This is a genomic window from Roseicella sp. DB1501, assembly GCF_013112485.1.
Taxonomy (GTDB): domain Bacteria; phylum Pseudomonadota; class Alphaproteobacteria; order Acetobacterales; family Acetobacteraceae; genus Paracraurococcus.
Map to the genome: position 1 here is coordinate 86431 of NZ_JABFHG010000002.1, position 14744 is coordinate 101174.

Here is a 14744-nt window from a genome sequence, read left to right on the forward strand (position 1 = left end):
CGGGGCGGCTCAGCCGAAGCGGTTGCTCTTCGGGAAGCCGTTCGGCGGCATCTTCCCCGCCCCGGCGCGGTTGCCGCGCCAGGCGGTGAGGTCGGTCTCGACCCGCTGCCGGTCGCCGAGCATCCAGCTCAGCCCCTCCTTGCGGGCGAAGACCTTCAGGTCCGAGAGCTCGCCATCCTTGTAGGATTGCAGCTGCACGCCGCGGCCGCGCGCCATCTCCGGCACCTGGTCGAGCGGGAAGAGCAGCAGCTTGCGGTTGCTGCCGATGACGGCGACGGTGTCGCCCTCGACCGGCGCGCAGACCGCCGCCTCGCGCCCCGGCTCCAGCACCAACACCTGCTTGCCGGTGCGGCGCTCGGCCAGCAGGTCCTCGCCCTTGACGACGAAGCCCTTGCCGTCGGCGCCGGCGACGAGGTAGCGCCGCCCGTCCTCATGCACGAAGAGGCAGAGGATGGCGTCCTCGTTGGTCAGCTCGACCATCAGCCGCACCGGCTGGCCGTCGCCGCGGCCGCGCGGCACCGCCTCGGCCTTCAGCGTATAGGCCTTGCCGTTGGTGGCGAAGAGGACGAGACGGTCGGTGCTCTGCGCATGCACCCAGGTGTGCAGGCTGTCGCCCTCCTTGAAGCGCAACTCGGCATCCTCGGCGATGTGCCCCTTCTGGGCGCGGATCCAGCCCTTCTCCGAGAGGATGACGGTGATCGGCTCGCGCTCGACGAAGGCGGTCTCGTCCACCAGCACCGCCGGCAGCAGCCGGCCGGTCTCGGTGCGGCGGGCATGCGGATCGCGCACCCAAGGATGGGCGCCGGCCTCGACGCCCTTCACGGGCGCCCCGCCGCCGAACTTCGCTCGCGTCGCCTGCAGCTCGGCCTCGATCGTCTCCCAGCGCCTGCCCTCGGACTTCATCAGCCCCTGCAGCGCCTTCTGCTCCGCCGAGAGCTTCTTGTGCTCCTTGCGGATCTCCATTTCCTCGAGCCTGCGGAGCGCCCGCAGCCGCATGTCGAGGATGGCGTTGGCCTGCACCTCGGTCAGCCCGAAGGCGGCCATCAGCGCCTCCTTCGGCTTGTCCTCCTCGCGGACGATGCGGATCACCTCGTCGAGGTTGAGATAGACGATGAGGTAGCCGTCGAGGATCTCGAGCCGCCGGGCGATGGCGGCGAGGCGATGCTCGCTCCGCCGCACCAGCACCACGTGCCGGTGCTCCAGCCAGGACCAGACCACCTCCGGCAGGCCCATGACCCGCGGCGTGCGGTCGGCATCGAGCACGTTCATGTTGAGCGGGATGCGCGCCTCGAGCCCGGTCGCGCGGAACAGCGTCTCCATCATCACGCCGGGATCGACCGTGCGGCTCTTCGGCTCGAGCACGATGCGGACGACATCGGTGCTCTCGTCGCGGATGTCGCCGAGCAGCGGGAGCTTCTTCTCCTCCATGAGCTGGGCGATCTGCTCGATGAGCTTCGCCTTCTGCACCTGGTAGGGGATCTCGCTCACCACCACGCCCCAGGTGCCGTTCTTGCCCGCCACCTTCTCCCAGCGCGCCCGCACCCGGAAGCCGCCGCGGCCGCTGGCATAGGCCTCGCGCACCGCCTCCGGCGGTTCGACCAGCACGCCGCCGGTCGGGAAGTCCGGCCCCGGCAGCACCGCCAGCATCGGCGCGAGCGAGGCGGCGAGGAACTCGGCGCGCTGCGAGGGGGCGGCGCCCTCGGCCAGCGCCGGCGCGGTCAGCCGCACCTGGTCGAGCGTCAGCCGGCGCTCGCGGAACAGGGCGAGCTGCGCCAGCGCCGCGTCGCAGAGCTCGCCGGCATTGTGCGGCGGGATCGACGTCGCCATGCCGACCGCGATGCCGTTGGCGCCGTTCGCCAGCAGGTTCGGGAAGGCGGCCGGCAGCACCACCGGCTCCTGCTCCTCGCCGTCATAGGTGGCGCGGAAATCGACGGTGTCCTCGTCGATCCCCTGGAGCATGGCCTGCGCCACCTCGGTCAGGCGGGCCTCGGTGTAACGCATGGCCGCGGCGTTATCGCCGTCGATATTGCCAAAATTCCCCTGCCCCTCGACCAGCGGGTAGCGGGCGGCGAAATCCTGGGCGAGGCGCACCATGGCGTCGTAGATCGCGGCGTCGCCATGCGGGTGGTACTTGCCCATGACGTCGCCGACGATGCGGGCGCATTTCTTGAAGCCCGCCGCCGGGTCCAGCTTGAGCTGGTGCATCGCCCAGAGCAGCCGGCGGTGCACCGGCTTCAGCCCGTCCCGCACATCCGGCAGCGAGCGCGCCATGATGGTCGAGAGGGCATAGGCGAGGTAGCGTTCGGACAGGGCATCCGCGAGGCGGGCGTCCCTGATGTTGCCGCCATCCGGCGCGGCCGGCGGGGCCTTGATGTCGTCGGGCATTGAGCTCCGGGATTCGCGCTTCGTTCCTGGTGTTCTAGCCGGTCCTGGCCGTCGGCGCCACAGCGGCGCGCTGCGCCACCCGGTCCTCCAGCATCGCCCGCGCCTGCGGCAGCCCGCCCGGCCGCTCGCCGAACACGTCGCGGGCGAGGAAATGCCCTGTCAGCCGCAGCCCCGCCAGCCAAGCGGCCGGCCCCTCGCCGCCCGACTGGCCGAGCAGATAGGGCGGCAGCGGCAACAGCCGGTCCCGCCAGGGCGCGCCGGCCTCGGCGCTGACGGCGCGGCCGGTGCGGGGCGAGACCCAGGTGAGGTCCTCCACCCCCCCGGTCACGGCGCAGCGGCTGAGATCGAGCCCGTAGCCGAGCTCGCCGAGCAGCTCGGCCTCCCAGCGCACATAGTCCGGTAGCAGCGCCCCGGCCCCTGCCCCACCCCCTTGCGACAGGCGACCGATGAGCGAGACGAGGCCCTGGAAGCAGCGGCGATGCGGCGCCCGCTCCGGCAGCGCCGCCTCGGCCACGGCGCAGGCGGCCGAGAGCAGCGCCAGCGCCAGCGGCTCCTCCATCGCCAGCGCCGCCGCCGGATGCACCAGCTCGCCGGTGAGGCTGCCGAGCTGCTCCGGCAGCCGCGCCACCCAGCGCGCCTCGACCAGGTTGCCGCGTTGCCAGACCGGCGCCTGGGCGCGCGAGGCGCCGCCCTTGGCGAGGCCGGCATGCCGCCCATGCACCTCGGTCAGCAGCGACACCACCGCGCCGCTCTCGCCGAGCGGGCGGGCATCGAGCACCACGGCGGGGGCCTGCCATTCCATCACCGCAGCATATGGCGCGGGACGGGCGCCGGTGCCAGCCGGCCCGGCCTCCACGCCTCAGAAGGCCGTGCACGCTGCACCGCGGCAACGACCCGGAGCAACCCGGGGCGGGTCCGCATTGTTCCATGCGGGGGCGGTCTGCCGCCCCGCCGGCAGCAGGGGGAGCGACCGCATGACCGAGACCGAGGATCTCGCCAGGCTGCGACCGCTGCCGCTGCGCTTCGCCCGGCTCGCGGGCGGCTTCTGGCAGGGCCCGACGCGCTGGCAGGCCCTGGCGCTGACCGGCATCCTGTTCAGCCTGACCGGCGCCGAGATCGCCCTCTCGGTGCGGTTCAACACCTGGCTCGGCGACCTGTTCAGCCTGCTCGAGCGCCGCGCCGCCGGCGAGCTGGCGGCGCAATGCCTGGTCTTCGCCGCGCTGATCCTCGGCTTCGCGCTCCAGGCCGGGCTGCACCTCACCTGCCGCCGGGCGCTGCAGCTCCGCTGGCGCGGCTGGCTGACCGAGCGCGTCGCCGGCGCTTGGCTGCACCGCGCCGAGGCGGTCGAGGGCCATGCCGGCGCGGCCAATATCGACGGCCGCATCGCCGAGGACATCCGCATCGCGACCGAGGAGGCGGTGGAGCTCTGCGGCTCGCTCTGGCAGGCGACGCTGCTGCTGATCGTCTTCGGCGGGCTGCTCTGGGAGATCTCCGGCAGCCCGAGCTTCCACATCCTCGGCCAGGATGTCCGCATCGCCGGCTACATGGTCTGGCTGGCCCTGCTCTACGCCCTGGTCAGCGGCGTCGCCGCCTTCGTGCTCGGCCGGCCGCTGGTGCCGGCGACCGACCGGCGGCAGGCGGCGGAGGCGGAGTTCCGCGTCGCGCTGGTGCATCTGCGGGACAGCCGGCCGGCGGAGCGGCATGGCGGGCTGGCCCGGCTGCGGCCGCTCTTCGCCGGCATCGCCCGCACCTGGGATGGCCAGACGCGCAGCATGGGGCGGCTCTCGGGCTACAATGCCGGGCATGGCAGGCTGACCACCACGTTCCCGATCCTCGCCGGGTTGCCGGGCTACTTCCAGGGCGTGGTCTCGCTCGGCGGGCTGATGCAGGGGGCGCAGGCCTTCCAGCAACTCGCCGCGGCGCTGACCTGGCCGGTGACCAGCATGGAGCGGGTGGCGACCTGGGGCGCCTCGGCCGAGCGCGTGCTGGCGCTGCATGCGGCGCTGGCCGCCGGCGAGGCCCCTGCCGCGACGCCAGCGCCCGCCCCCGCCGTGCTGCCGGTCCCGGTCGCCTGAGACGCAGGCCGGGGACCTCAGCCTCGCGCCGAGCTCCCCCGCCCAGGCAGTGCCAGCCGCGCCAGCAGCCCGCCCTCCCGACTGCGCCCGAGGGTCAGCGCCCCGCCATGCAGCCCCGCCAGGTCGGCGACGATGGCGAGGCCGAGGCCGGTGCCCGGCGCCGCCTCGTCCAGCCGTACCCCGCGGCCGAGCGCCGCGGCGCGGCTCGCCTCCGGCACGCCCGGCCCGTCATCCCCGACCTCGATCACCACTTGGCCCGCCTCGGCGCCGACCGTGACCGTCACCCGCCGGGTCGCCCATTTGCAGGCATTCTCCAGCAGGTTGCCGAGCATCTCGGCGAGGTCCTGGCGGTCCATCCGCACCCGCGCCGCGGCGTCGCCGCCGGCCTCGATGGCGACGCCATCCTCGGCGAAGAGGCGGGCCAGGGCGCGGGCGATCTCCTCCGCCACCTCGAGCGGCGCCACCTCGGCGCCGCGCGCCGGGCCGGGCGCGGCGCTGGCCCGGGCGCGCGCCAGATGATGCCGCACCAGCCGGTCGAGCGCCTCGGACTGCCGCCGCGCCTCCTCCGGCGCCGCCACCGGCCCGCTCGCCTCGGGGCCGAGGGCGTTGCGCAGCACCGCGATCGGCGTCTTCAGCGCATGCGCGAGATTGCCGAGATGCGCCCGCGCCCGCTCCACCGTGGCATGGTTCTGCGCCACCAACGCGTCGATCTCGGCGACCAGCGGCGCCACCTCGGCCGGCGCCGGCACCTCGCCCAGCCGGTCGCGCCGGCCGGCCCGCACCTCGGCCAGGGCCTGGCGCAGCCGGCGCAGCGGCGCCAGGCCGAGCACCACCTGCCCGACCACCAGCCCGACCAGGCCGAGGCCAAACAGGGCGAAGGCCAGCACCAGGTTGCGCCGGAGATGCGCCAGCTCGGCATCCACCGGCCCGCGCGCCACCGCCACCTGCACATGCACCGGCGCGCTGGCCCGCAGCGGCACCACCTCCCGCTGCACCAGCCGCAGCCGCTCGCCGCGCGGGCCGAGGATGTCGGAGACGGCGACCGCGCCGGCCTCCCCGCCATCCTGCGGCGCGGGCAGGCCGGAATCCCAGAGCGAGCGGGAGCGCGCCGTGGCGCCGTCCGGCCCGGTGAGCTGCCAGTAGCGGCCGGACAACGGCCGCTCGAGATCGGGGTCGGGCAGCGGCCGGGCCAGCCGCGGCCGGCCATCGGCATCGAGGCCGGTCGCCGCGGCCACGGCGTCGAGCAGCCCGGCGGTGCGGGCATCGAAGGCCGCCTCCACCTGGTCGATGACGAGATCGGTCACGTACCAGCCGACCAGCGTCAGCCCGCCGGCGACCCAGAGCGCGCTCGCCAGGGCGAGGCGGAGGGTGAGCGAGGCGCGCGCCGCGCGGATCATCCGCCGGCGGCGGGCAGCGGGTCGACCAGCCGGTAGCCCTGGCCGCGCAGCGTCTCGATCAGCCCCTCGCCCAGCTTGCGGCGCAGCCGGCCGATGACGACCTCCAGCGTGTTGCTGTCGCGGTCGAAATCCTGGCCGTAGAGATGCTCGGTCAGCTCGGTCTTCGAGACCACCTCGCCGCGGCGATGCGCCAGATAGGCGAGCAGGCGGAATTCCAGCCCCGTCAGTCGCACCGGCGCGCCGTCCAGCATCGCCCGCGCCGCGGCGGTGTCGATCACCAGCCGGCCGAGCGCGATCTCCGGCCGCGCCAGCCCGTGCGCCCGGCGGATCAGCGCCTGCAGCCGGGCGATCAGCTCGCCCATGGCGAAGGGCTTGGCGAGGTAGTCGTCGGCGCCGGCATTCAGCCCCTCGACCTTCTCGGTCCAGGCGTCGCGCGCGGTGAGGATCAGCACCGGCATGCGGCGGCCGCCGGCGCGCCAGCGGCGCAGCACCGAGAGCCCGTCGAGACGCGGCAGGCCGAGATCGAGCACCACCGCGTCATAGGGCTCGGTCTCGCCGAGGAAGAGCCCCTCCTCGCCATCCGCCGCGCGGTCCACCACGAAATGCGCCGCCTGCAGCGCCTCGGCGAGCTGGCCGGCGAGCGCCGCATGGTCCTCGACGAGGAGGACGCGCATCAGCGGCGTTCCTGAACCGGCCCGTCGGTGTCCACCACCTCGGCCGTCGCCGCGTCGAGCTCGATCTTGTACATGCGTCCGGTCGGCGGCATCAGCTTGAACTCATAGGTCCAGCGGCCGTCGTCATGATCAAGCTCGGTCTCCACCACCTGCCCGACATAGCGCTTCTCGACGATGGCGAGCAGCTCGGCGAGCGGGCGGATCTGCCCCGCCTGCATGGCGGCGCGCGCCCGATCGTGGTCGTCCTCGTCGCGGGCGAGCGCCGGAGCGCCGGCGAGCGGCAGCAGGGCAAGGCCGAGGAAGGTCAGGGGTCGCAGCGTCCGTAACATCCGAACTCCCTAATGCGCGCCACCTGAACCCTGGCTGAACGAGGGGTTCAGCACGGGTTCAGGCACGGCCTGCCATACCGGCCTTCGGCACGTCACCGGAGGATAGACCGATGTGGACCTGGACCGTGGAATGGGATCTCGCCCTGCTCGCCGCCTGCATGGCGCTGTGCGGCCTGGTGCCCGCCCTGCTGGCGCATGTCCGGCCGGCTGACCGCCCGGACGGCCTCGCGGCGGCGCCGGAGCGCGCCTGGGCGGCGGTGGCTGGCCTGCCGATGCCCCGCCGCGGCGAGGGGCTGAGCGCCCCGACGCATGCGGCGATCGCCCGGCATGTGACGTTGCGCATCCAGGCGCTCGGCGCGGAGGCGGGCACCGCCCCGGGGCGGTGGTCCGGGCAGGACCTCCGCCTGCCCCGGGCCGCCGCGCCCGACCTGTCCGTCGCCCTCGGCCCCGAGGCGCTGGAGCGGATCGCCGATGGCCGCACCCGGCTCGACGCCTGAGCACCCCAACCGTTCAACCCTGGCCCATTCAACCCTGGCTCATTCAACCCTGGCCCATTCGACCCTGGCCCGTTCAGCCCTGGCTGCATCCGCGCTACACCGCCGCGATGGCAGCCGATGACGACGAGGACGAGGCCGGCCCGCCGGGCCTGCCGCCGGGCACCCCCTTCTACATGACCCCCGCCGGCCAGGCCGCGCTCGCCGCCGAGCTGCGCCGCCTCTGGAGCGAGGAGCGGCCGAAGGTGGTCGAGGTGGTCTCCTGGGCCGCCGGGCTCGGCGACCGCTCGGAGAATGCCGACTACCAGTACGGCAAGCGCCGCCTGCGCGAGATCGACCGCCGCGTCCGCTTCCTGCGCAAGCGCCTGGAACGGGTGCAGGTCGTCGACCCGGTGGCGCAGACAAGGCGCGACCAGGTCTTCTTCGGCGCCACCGTCACCTATGCCCGCGAGGATGACAGCGAGGTCATGGTGACGATCGTCGGCGTGGACGAGGCCGAGAGCGGCGCCGGCCGCATATCCTGGGTCTCGCCGGTGGCCCGCGCCCTGCTCGGCGCCCGCATAGGCGACCTGGTGCGGCTGCGCCGGCCGCAGGGCACCGAGAGCATCGAGGTGCTGGCGATCCGCTATCCGGAAGCGTGACCTCGCCGCCCCGGCGATGCGTCCGACCGCCGGCAACGGCAACGCTGTCGCTGCGTTGCCCGTATCATGAGCGAACCGGTCGCCCGCCCCCTGCCCCCGCACTTCCAGGATCATGGCTCGGCCGTGCTGCCGGCCGTGACCGTCGATGCCTACAATGCCGAGCTGCGCACGCCGGAGGGCTTCCTCGGCGACCGCGCCAGCAGCCGCGCCTTCAAGGCGATCCTCGACTGGTGGCGCAAGCAGGTGCGCACCGAGGGCGAGGAGGATCCGCTCGGCCCGGCGCCGACCAAGGACATCTCGCGCAAGGAGCTCGACGCCATGATCGAGAGCGGCGACAGCGAGGCCGCGGCGCTGGTGCATGGCGCGGTCGAGGAGTTCGCCCAGTCCCTCGCCGAGGTGGTGCGCGCGCTGCTGAAGCTGAAGGAATGGCGCCGCACCGAACGCATCGTGGTCGGCGGCGGCATGCGCGGCAGCCGCATCGGCGAGCTGGCGATCGGCCGCGCCGGGATGCTGCTCAAGGCCGAGGATATCCCGGTCACGCTGCACCCGATCCGCCACGACCCGGACGAGGCGGGGATGATCGGCGCGGTGCAGCTCGCCCCGCCCTGGATCTTCAAGGGGCATGACGCGCTGATCGGCATCGATATCGGCGGCTCCAACATGCGCGCTGGCCTGGTGCGGCCACATCTGAAGAAGGCCTCCGACCTCTCCGCCGCCTGCATCTGGGAGAGCGAGATCTGGCAGCACCGCGAGGAGCGGCCGGCGCGCGAGGCGGCGATCGACCGGTTGGGCGAGATGGTCAGCGACCTGGTGCGCAAGGCGGAGAAGCGCGGCCTGCATCTCGCGCCCTTCATCGGCGTCGGCTGCCCCGGCCATATCGAGGCGGATGGCAGCATCGCCAAGGGGGCGCAGAACCTGCCCGGCAATTGGGAGAGCAGCCGCTTCAACCTGCCGCGCCGGCTGCGCGAGATCCTGCCGGAGATCGACGGGCATGAGACCATCGTCGTCATGCACAACGACGCGGTGGTGCAGGGGCTGAGCCAGGTGCCCTGGATGACCGAGGTGAAGCACTGGGGCGTGCTGACCATCGGCACCGGCCTCGGCAATGCCTGCTTCACCAACCGCCACGGCTGACCGCCTGCCCCCTTGCCCGCCCCCCTTGCCCGCTTCGGCGCCTGCGCCGAGAAATGGGCGGGCAGGCAAGGTGGACGGCATGGCATGGCGGCGTCGCAGGTGATGCAGGCGGGCGGGGAGGCGCCGGAGGCGGTGCTGGCGCGGCTGGAGGGCGCGGCGCGGCGCGTCGAGACGCCCTGCGGCGAGGGCCGCATGGTCTGGCACATCTGGGGCGATGAGGCGGCCGAGCCGCTGGTGCTCCTGCATGGCGGCAGCGGCTCCTGGCGGCATTGGGCGCGCAATGTCGAGACCCTCGCCCAGCGCCGCCGCGTGATCTGCCCCGACCTGCCCGGCCTCGGCGAGAGCGCCATGCCGCCGCCGGCCGCCGACCCGGCCTCGGTCGCCGCCATCGTCCGGGAGGGGCTGCTCGCCATCCTCGGCGCCGGCGCGGGCGGGCCCCGGGGCGGCCCCCGCGCTTACGATCTTTGCGGCTTCTCCTTCGGCGCCCTGCTCTCCGGCCATGTCGCGGCGCAATCCGGCGGCGAGCTGCGCAGCGTCACCCTGGTCGGGGCCGGCGCGCTCGGCCCGAAGCGGCAGGTGACGGAGCTCACCAAGGTCCGCAGCCTGGAGGGCGAGGCGCGGGTCGCGGCGCACCGGCACAATCTCGCCGCGCTGATGTTCGCCGAGCCGCGCAACATCGACCCGCTCGCCCTGGCGATCCAGGAATGGAACACGCGGCGCGCCCGCTTCCAGAGCCGCGGCTTCGCCAGCAGCACCTCGCTCCGCGACTCGATCGCGCGTGCCCGCTGCCCGGTCGCGCTGCTCTATGGCGAGCGCGACGCCATCGCCTGGCCGGAGGTGGAGCTGCGCTTCCAGGCGCTGCGCGAGGTGCAGCCTGAGGCCTGGTCCGGCATCATCCCGGGCGCCGGCCATTGGGTGGCCTATGAGGCGGCGGCTGCCTTCAACGCCATGCTGCTCGAGATGCTGGACCGGCGGCTCGGCCGATAATCGCCGGCGGCGCGACCCATCCCGCGGCTGGCGCGTTACCCGGCGATGTGGAGGGGATGATGGCCCGTCCAGGACGCCCGCTGCGACGCCGCAGCCTCCTCGCCGCGAGCGGGGCGCTCCTCCCGATGGCCGGGCAAGCCACCGGATCGGCGGCGATGCCGGCGGACTGGGCGCCCGCAGACCGCATCCGCCTCATCGTTCCCTTCGCCGCCGGCGGCGGCAACGACCGCGCCGCCCGCCTCATCGCGCCCGGCCTCGGCGCGGCGCTTGGCCAGCCGGTCATGGTGGAGAACCACTCCGGCGCCTCCGGCACGCTCGGCGCCGGCATCGTGGCGCGGGCGGCGCCGGACGGCACCACCCTGCTGGTCGATGGCGCCAACCAGGTGACGGCCCCCTTCCTGCTGCGCCAGGCCGGGCTCGACTACCGCGACGCCTTCGCCCCGATCAGCCGGCTCGTCCTGACGCCGCTGCTTCTCGTCCTCCGCGCGGAGTCCCGCTTCGACAGCCTCGCCGCGCTGCTCGACCGGGCCAGGATGCAGCCCGGCCGCTTCAGCTACGCCTCCTCCGGCAATGCCGTCGCCAACCATGTCGCGGCAGCGCTGCTGGCGAGCCGGGCCGGGGTCAGCGTCACCCACAGCCCGTTCCGCGGCGGCGCGCCGGCGCTGCAGGCGATCCTGTCCGGCGAGGCGGATTTCGGCTTCGCCATCCTGGCCGCCGCGCTGGCGCCGCTGCGCCAGGGGCGGCTGCGAGCCCTCGCCATCTCGACCGCCGCGCGCTCGCCGGTGCTGCCCGCCGTGCCGACCGTGGCGGAGCAGGGTTTCCCCGGCTACGACCAGTCCTCCTGGAGCGGCCTCTTCGGCCCGGCGGGGCTGTCGGCGGCGGCCATCGGGGCGCTGAACGCCGCCTGCCGGGAGGCGCTCGGGACCGCCGAGATGCAACGGCGCCTCGCGGCCAGCGGCGCCGCGAGCATCCTCGGTACGCCTGAGGAGTTCCGCGCCTTCCTGCAGCGGGAACGCGCCGCGATGCAGGTGCTGGTCGGGACGGCCCGGATCCGGGCGGAGTGAGCGGCGACGCGCCGGGTCAGCGGGGCGGCTGCGCCGAGGCCATCAGCCCCTCCCAGCGCTCCACGTCGCGGGCGACATAGGGCACGGCCTCGGCCGGTGGCAGGGCGAGGACGCGGTCGACGCCGAGCTCGGTCCATTTGCGCCGGATCGCCTCGGTCTGCTGCACCCGGGCGATCGCGGCATGCAGCGCCGCCTGCACCGGGGCCGGGGTGGCGCTCGGCACGAAGACCGCCTGCCAGACCACCATCTCGGCATCAACGCCGATCTCGCGCCAGGTCGGCACCTCCGGCGCCGCGGCGCTGCGCTGCGGCGAGGTGACGGCGAAGGCGCGCGCCTGCCCGCCCTTGGCGGTCTGCAGCCCGGTGAGCGCGATGTCGAAGACGAGGGCGATCCGCCCGGCCGCGAGGTCGAGCGTCGCCGGCGCGCCGCCGCGATAGGGGATCTCGTTCATCGAGAGGCCGGTGGTCTTGAGGAACAGCAGCGCCGCCATGCCGAGCGTGCCGCCGCCGCCGGTGCTGCCATAGTCATGGCGCCCCGGCTCGGCGCGGATGCGCTCGAGGAAGGCCTTGCCATCCGCCGCCGGGAAGGCGTTGCCGACCAGCATGACCATCGGCATCTCGGAGAGGATGGCGACCGGCGCGAGCTGGCGGATCGGGTCGATCGCCGCATTCGGCACGACGACGCGCAGCACGGCGTGGCTGGTGTTGTTGAACAGGATGGTATGGCCGTCGGCCGGGGCGCGGGCGACGAATTCGGCGGCGATCATGCCGGCGCCGCCGACCCGGTTCTCCACCAGCACCGGCTGCGGCAGCACCTGGCCCAGCGCCTCGGCCAGCACCCGCGCGCCGACATCGGTGGCGCCGCCGGCGGAATAGGGCACGACGAGGCGCAGCGGCCGGTCCGGCCAGGCGGGCGGCGGGGATTGCGCGGCGGCGGGCGCGACGCCGAGCAACAGGGCCAGCAGGCCCGGGACGAGATGACGGAGCATGGGGTTCCTCCCGGCTTGGGGCCGGCCGCGGCGCGGCAACGGTCCGACCGTCACGATAGCGGCACGAGCCGCCGGTGCCTACCGCCCCGGCGGGCCGGGGCGCGCCTCACACCCAGGCCGCGGCATGCGTCCCGAGCGGCACCGCCGGCAGCGCCCAATGCGGCGGCGTCGCCGGCAGATGCCCGGCATGGCGGAGCGCGGTCAGGCGGCCGAAGCCGCTCGGCCCCTCCTCCAGCAGGTCCTCGAGCGCCGCCATCTCCGGCACCGGCAGGCCGAAGGCGCCCTGGACACGGCCGAGCCGGCGCAGCCAGTGCCCGGTGCCGGCCAGCGAGACCCGCACCAGCCAGGAGCCGCCCTCCTCCGCCCGCCGCAGCAGTGCCGCCAGTGTCCCGAAGGCGAGCAGGAAGCCGGAGGCGTGGTCGAGCGCCTGGCAGGGCAGCACGCGGGGCGCGGCCTCGGCGGGATCGGCGCCGGCGGCCACAGCCTCGGCATGGTTGAAGCCGCTCGCCGTCTGCACCAGCGAGTCGAAGCCGCGCCGCCCGCCCCAGGGCCCCGCCTCGCCATAGGCCGAGAGCGAGGTGCAGACGATGCCGGGCCGCAGCGCCGCCAGATCCTGCGGCGCGAAGCCGTGCTGCGCGATCGCGCCGGGCCGGTAGCCCTGCAGGAAGACATCCGCCTCCGCCGCCAGCCCCCGCAGCGCCGCCCGCCCGGCCTCGTCGCGCAGGTCGAGCGCGGCGCTCCGCTTGCCGCGGCCGGTATCGGGCAGCAGGTCGTCGAAGCTCGGCAGATGCGCGGCGCTGACATGCAGCACGTCGGCGCCATGTGCGGCGAGGGTGCGGCCGCAGACCGGCCCGGCGATGACGCGGGTGAGATCGAGCACCCGCAGCCCCTGAAGCGGCCGCGCGGCGAGCGGCGGCAGGGGCGTCGGCGGCGCCTCGCCGATGCGCTCGATGCGGAGCGGCGGCAGGGCGGCGACCGCCTGGCCCTGGGGATGCGCGTCCCATTCCGCCTGGCTGCGCATGGCGGCGACGCAGAGCCCGGCCTCGGCCGCGGCCTGCTCGAAGGCGAAGCCCTCCCAGTCGCGCAGCGCCGCGCACACCGCCTCGCGCGTGCCGTCGCAGCCAAGCAGGCGCAGCACGCCGGCGCGGTGGTGCGGGAAGTTGGTGTGCAGCCGCACGAAGCGCCCGTCGCCGCAGCGATAGGCCCCGGCGACGCTGTCCCAGCGCGCGGGGGACGCTTCGCCATCGAGCCGCAGGTAGCGCTCCGAGCTGAATTCCAGCGCGGCATGGCGCATGTCGATCTCGGCCTGCTGCGCCGGGCCGCCGCGGCGGCGATGGAGCTCGGCCACCGCGGCGGTTGCCGCCGCGATGCTGGCCTGGGCCACGGCACCGATCCGGAAGGAGGATGGCAGGGCCGGCTCCGCCCCGGTGAGCCGCGCCGGCGCCGCACCGGCGAGGCCTGCCCCCTGCCAGAGTGCGTCGAGGATCTCGCGCGGCGTCGGCTCGGCCATTCATCCCTCCTGTGAAGGCGGGTAGCCTAGAGCCGATCGCCGGAGGGCGGTATCGCCCGCAGGCGTGAATCGGCTCGATCCAGACAGGGCGGCGTAGCCGCGCCGATCGCCGGAGGGAGGTATCGCCCGCAGGCGTGAATCGGCTCGGCCCGGTAGGGCCGCCGTCGCCAGAACCGTTCTAGTACCGTCGGCATTTTGCCGGGAGAAGGGGAAACGCCGGCGGCACCGCGCGTTCCGGCGCATGGAGCCGTCATGGCGGCGGTTCCATACAAGCAAGACGAACGGAAACGACCATGGCCATGGAGCAGTCGAACGGCGGCGGCGGCCACAAGAATCCCGGCAATTTCGCCAATAACCGCGAGAAGGCCCGCGAGGCGGGGCGCGCCGGCGGCACGCATCAGGGCAAGGCGAACAATCCAGGTAATTTCGCCAACAACCGCCAGAAGGCGGCCGAGGCCGGCCGCAAGGGCGGGCAGCACAGCCATGGCGGCCACGCGCCGGGCAAGACGCCGGCCTGACCTGCTGGCCCGGCGGGCGACGGCCCTCCACGACTGACGGCCCCACCGGAGGTTGCCCCGAGACGGCCCCGCCAAGCCCGGGCCGACGCGCCGCACCGCCTCCCGGCGGCGCCCGTCTCAAGCCTCTCCGGGTCGCCGACGAGCAGCCGGTGGCCAGGCCCGTCCCGACGTCGCGCTGGCGTTGCGGGCCCCATGGCCCCATATGGGCGCATCGGCCGCAGCGGCGCGGAGAGCGCGGAACATGAAGGTGAATGTCGAGATCGATTGCACCCCGGAGGAGGCCCGTCGCTTCCTCGGCCTGCCCGATCTGCGGCCGATGCAGGATGCGGTGATGGCCAAGGTCCAGCAGCAGATGCTGGACGCGGTGGACGCCCTCTCGCCCGAGACGCTGTTGAAGACCTGGATGCCCCTCGCGCCGCAGACGCCCGAGCAGATGCGCGAGGCCATGGCGGCCATGTTCCGCATGTTCACCCCAGGCTCCGGCATGTCAGGCTCTGGCATGTCAGGTTCCGGCGCGTCCGGCGGCAGGTCCGGCAAGGGCTGACCCG

15 protein-coding genes are annotated in these 14744 nt (G+C 74.3%); 8 read left to right on the forward strand and 7 right to left on the reverse strand.

Features of this window, described 5'->3' with window-relative positions; all coding sequences use genetic code 11:
• Positions 1–9: 9 nt before the first annotated feature.
• Together HJG45_RS03770 and recO are read right to left on the reverse strand one after the other, a co-directional pair.
• Positions 10–2385, reverse strand: a complete 2376-nt coding sequence (locus HJG45_RS03770) for a DNA topoisomerase IV subunit A (protein WP_171610763.1) — start codon at positions 2383–2385, stop codon at positions 10–12.
• 34 nt (positions 2386–2419) lie between these two features.
• Positions 2420–3187 (reverse strand): DNA repair protein RecO, encoded by a 768-nt coding sequence (gene recO, locus HJG45_RS03775; RefSeq protein WP_171610764.1) that lies wholly within the window; start codon positions 3185–3187, stop codon positions 2420–2422.
• A 172-nt stretch (positions 3188–3359) separates the two neighbouring features.
• Between recO and HJG45_RS03780 the strand changes: the two genes are divergently transcribed.
• Positions 3360–4460, forward strand: coding sequence for an SbmA/BacA-like family transporter (locus tag HJG45_RS03780; protein ID WP_171610765.1), 1101 nt, complete (start codon positions 3360–3362; stop codon positions 4458–4460).
• Positions 4461–4477: 17 nt separating this feature from the next.
• Here the strand turns inward: HJG45_RS03780 and HJG45_RS03785 are convergent, their stop codons facing one another.
• The 3 genes from HJG45_RS03785 to HJG45_RS03795 are packed head-to-tail and all read right to left on the reverse strand — an operon-like array spanning position 4478 to position 6860.
• Complete coding sequence (locus tag HJG45_RS03785; RefSeq protein WP_171610766.1) at positions 4478–5857, reverse strand: sensor histidine kinase; 1380 nt, start codon at positions 5855–5857, stop codon at positions 4478–4480.
• Positions 5854–6531 carry a response regulator transcription factor gene (locus HJG45_RS03790; protein WP_171610767.1) on the reverse strand — a complete coding sequence of 226 codons (678 nt, stop codon included), beginning with the start codon at positions 6529–6531 and terminating at the stop codon, positions 5854–5856. The genes HJG45_RS03785 and HJG45_RS03790 overlap by 4 nt, the downstream gene beginning before the upstream one ends.
• Entirely contained in the window at positions 6531–6860 is a 330-nt protein-coding gene (locus HJG45_RS03795; RefSeq protein WP_171610768.1) for a PepSY domain-containing protein, read from the reverse strand. Before HJG45_RS03795 ends, HJG45_RS03790 begins: the two co-directional genes overlap by 1 nt.
• Positions 6861–6970: 110 nt before the next feature.
• Here HJG45_RS03795 and HJG45_RS03800 point away from each other — a divergent pair, with 110 nt between their 5' ends.
• From HJG45_RS03800 to HJG45_RS03820, 5 genes are all read left to right on the forward strand, one after another.
• Entirely contained in the window at positions 6971–7357 is a 387-nt protein-coding gene (locus HJG45_RS03800; protein ID WP_171610769.1) for a hypothetical protein, read from the forward strand.
• A gap of 107 nt (positions 7358–7464) precedes the next feature.
• Positions 7465–7995 carry a transcription elongation factor GreB gene (greB, locus tag HJG45_RS03805; protein ID WP_171610770.1) on the forward strand — a complete coding sequence of 177 codons (531 nt, stop codon included), beginning with the start codon at positions 7465–7467 and terminating at the stop codon, positions 7993–7995.
• Positions 7996–8061: 66 nt separating this feature from the next.
• Positions 8062–9129, forward strand: a complete 1068-nt coding sequence (locus tag HJG45_RS03810; RefSeq protein ID WP_171610771.1) for an ROK family protein — start codon at positions 8062–8064, stop codon at positions 9127–9129.
• 84 nt (positions 9130–9213) lie between these two features.
• Positions 9214–10116 (forward strand): alpha/beta fold hydrolase, encoded by a 903-nt coding sequence (locus HJG45_RS03815; protein ID WP_171610772.1) that lies wholly within the window; start codon positions 9214–9216, stop codon positions 10114–10116.
• A 155-nt stretch (positions 10117–10271) separates the two neighbouring features.
• Positions 10272–11180, forward strand: coding sequence for a tripartite tricarboxylate transporter substrate-binding protein (locus tag HJG45_RS03820; RefSeq protein WP_171610773.1), 909 nt, complete (start codon positions 10272–10274; stop codon positions 11178–11180).
• A 16-nt stretch (positions 11181–11196) separates the two neighbouring features.
• On the opposite strand, the gene HJG45_RS03825 is transcribed toward HJG45_RS03820, so the two are convergent.
• A complete protein-coding gene (locus HJG45_RS03825) occupies positions 11197–12168 on the reverse strand; it encodes a tripartite tricarboxylate transporter substrate binding protein (protein ID WP_171610774.1) in 972 nt (323 codons plus the stop codon).
• Between the two features lie 106 nt (positions 12169–12274).
• Positions 12275–13678, reverse strand: coding sequence for a CoA transferase (locus tag HJG45_RS03830; protein ID WP_171610775.1), 1404 nt, complete (start codon positions 13676–13678; stop codon positions 12275–12277).
• Between the two features lie 293 nt (positions 13679–13971).
• Here HJG45_RS03830 and HJG45_RS03835 point away from each other — a divergent pair, with 293 nt between their 5' ends.
• Both HJG45_RS03835 and HJG45_RS03840 read left to right on the forward strand, forming a co-directional pair.
• Entirely contained in the window at positions 13972–14196 is a 225-nt protein-coding gene (locus tag HJG45_RS03835; RefSeq protein WP_171610776.1) for a general stress protein, read from the forward strand.
• A 241-nt stretch (positions 14197–14437) separates the two neighbouring features.
• Positions 14438–14740, forward strand: a complete 303-nt coding sequence (locus tag HJG45_RS03840; protein WP_254452274.1) for a DUF6489 family protein — start codon at positions 14438–14440, stop codon at positions 14738–14740.
• Positions 14741–14744: the final 4 nt, after the last annotated feature.

Coding starts and splice junctions, on each gene's coding strand:
- HJG45_RS03770 (WP_171610763.1), bottom strand. CDS start 2,385: ATGCCCGACGACATCAAGGCCCCGCCGGCCGCGCCGGATGGCGGCAAC.
- recO (WP_171610764.1), bottom strand. CDS start 3,187: ATGGAATGGCAGGCCCCCGCCGTGGTGCTCGATGCCCGCCCGCTCGGC.
- HJG45_RS03780 (WP_171610765.1), top strand. CDS start 3,360: ATGACCGAGACCGAGGATCTCGCCAGGCTGCGACCGCTGCCGCTGCGC.
- HJG45_RS03785 (WP_171610766.1), bottom strand. CDS start 5,857: ATGATCCGCGCGGCGCGCGCCTCGCTCACCCTCCGCCTCGCCCTGGCG.
- HJG45_RS03790 (WP_171610767.1), bottom strand. CDS start 6,531: ATGCGCGTCCTCCTCGTCGAGGACCATGCGGCGCTCGCCGGCCAGCTC.
- HJG45_RS03795 (WP_171610768.1), bottom strand. CDS start 6,860: ATGTTACGGACGCTGCGACCCCTGACCTTCCTCGGCCTTGCCCTGCTG.
- HJG45_RS03800 (WP_171610769.1), top strand. CDS start 6,971: ATGTGGACCTGGACCGTGGAATGGGATCTCGCCCTGCTCGCCGCCTGC.
- greB (WP_171610770.1), top strand. CDS start 7,465: ATGGCAGCCGATGACGACGAGGACGAGGCCGGCCCGCCGGGCCTGCCG.
- HJG45_RS03810 (WP_171610771.1), top strand. CDS start 8,062: ATGAGCGAACCGGTCGCCCGCCCCCTGCCCCCGCACTTCCAGGATCAT.
- HJG45_RS03815 (WP_171610772.1), top strand. CDS start 9,214: ATGGCGGCGTCGCAGGTGATGCAGGCGGGCGGGGAGGCGCCGGAGGCG.
- HJG45_RS03820 (WP_171610773.1), top strand. CDS start 10,272: ATGCCGGCGGACTGGGCGCCCGCAGACCGCATCCGCCTCATCGTTCCC.
- HJG45_RS03825 (WP_171610774.1), bottom strand. CDS start 12,168: ATGCTCCGTCATCTCGTCCCGGGCCTGCTGGCCCTGTTGCTCGGCGTC.
- HJG45_RS03830 (WP_171610775.1), bottom strand. CDS start 13,678: ATGGCCGAGCCGACGCCGCGCGAGATCCTCGACGCACTCTGGCAGGGG.
- HJG45_RS03835 (WP_171610776.1), top strand. CDS start 13,972: ATGGCCATGGAGCAGTCGAACGGCGGCGGCGGCCACAAGAATCCCGGC.
- HJG45_RS03840 (WP_254452274.1), top strand. CDS start 14,438: ATGAAGGTGAATGTCGAGATCGATTGCACCCCGGAGGAGGCCCGTCGC.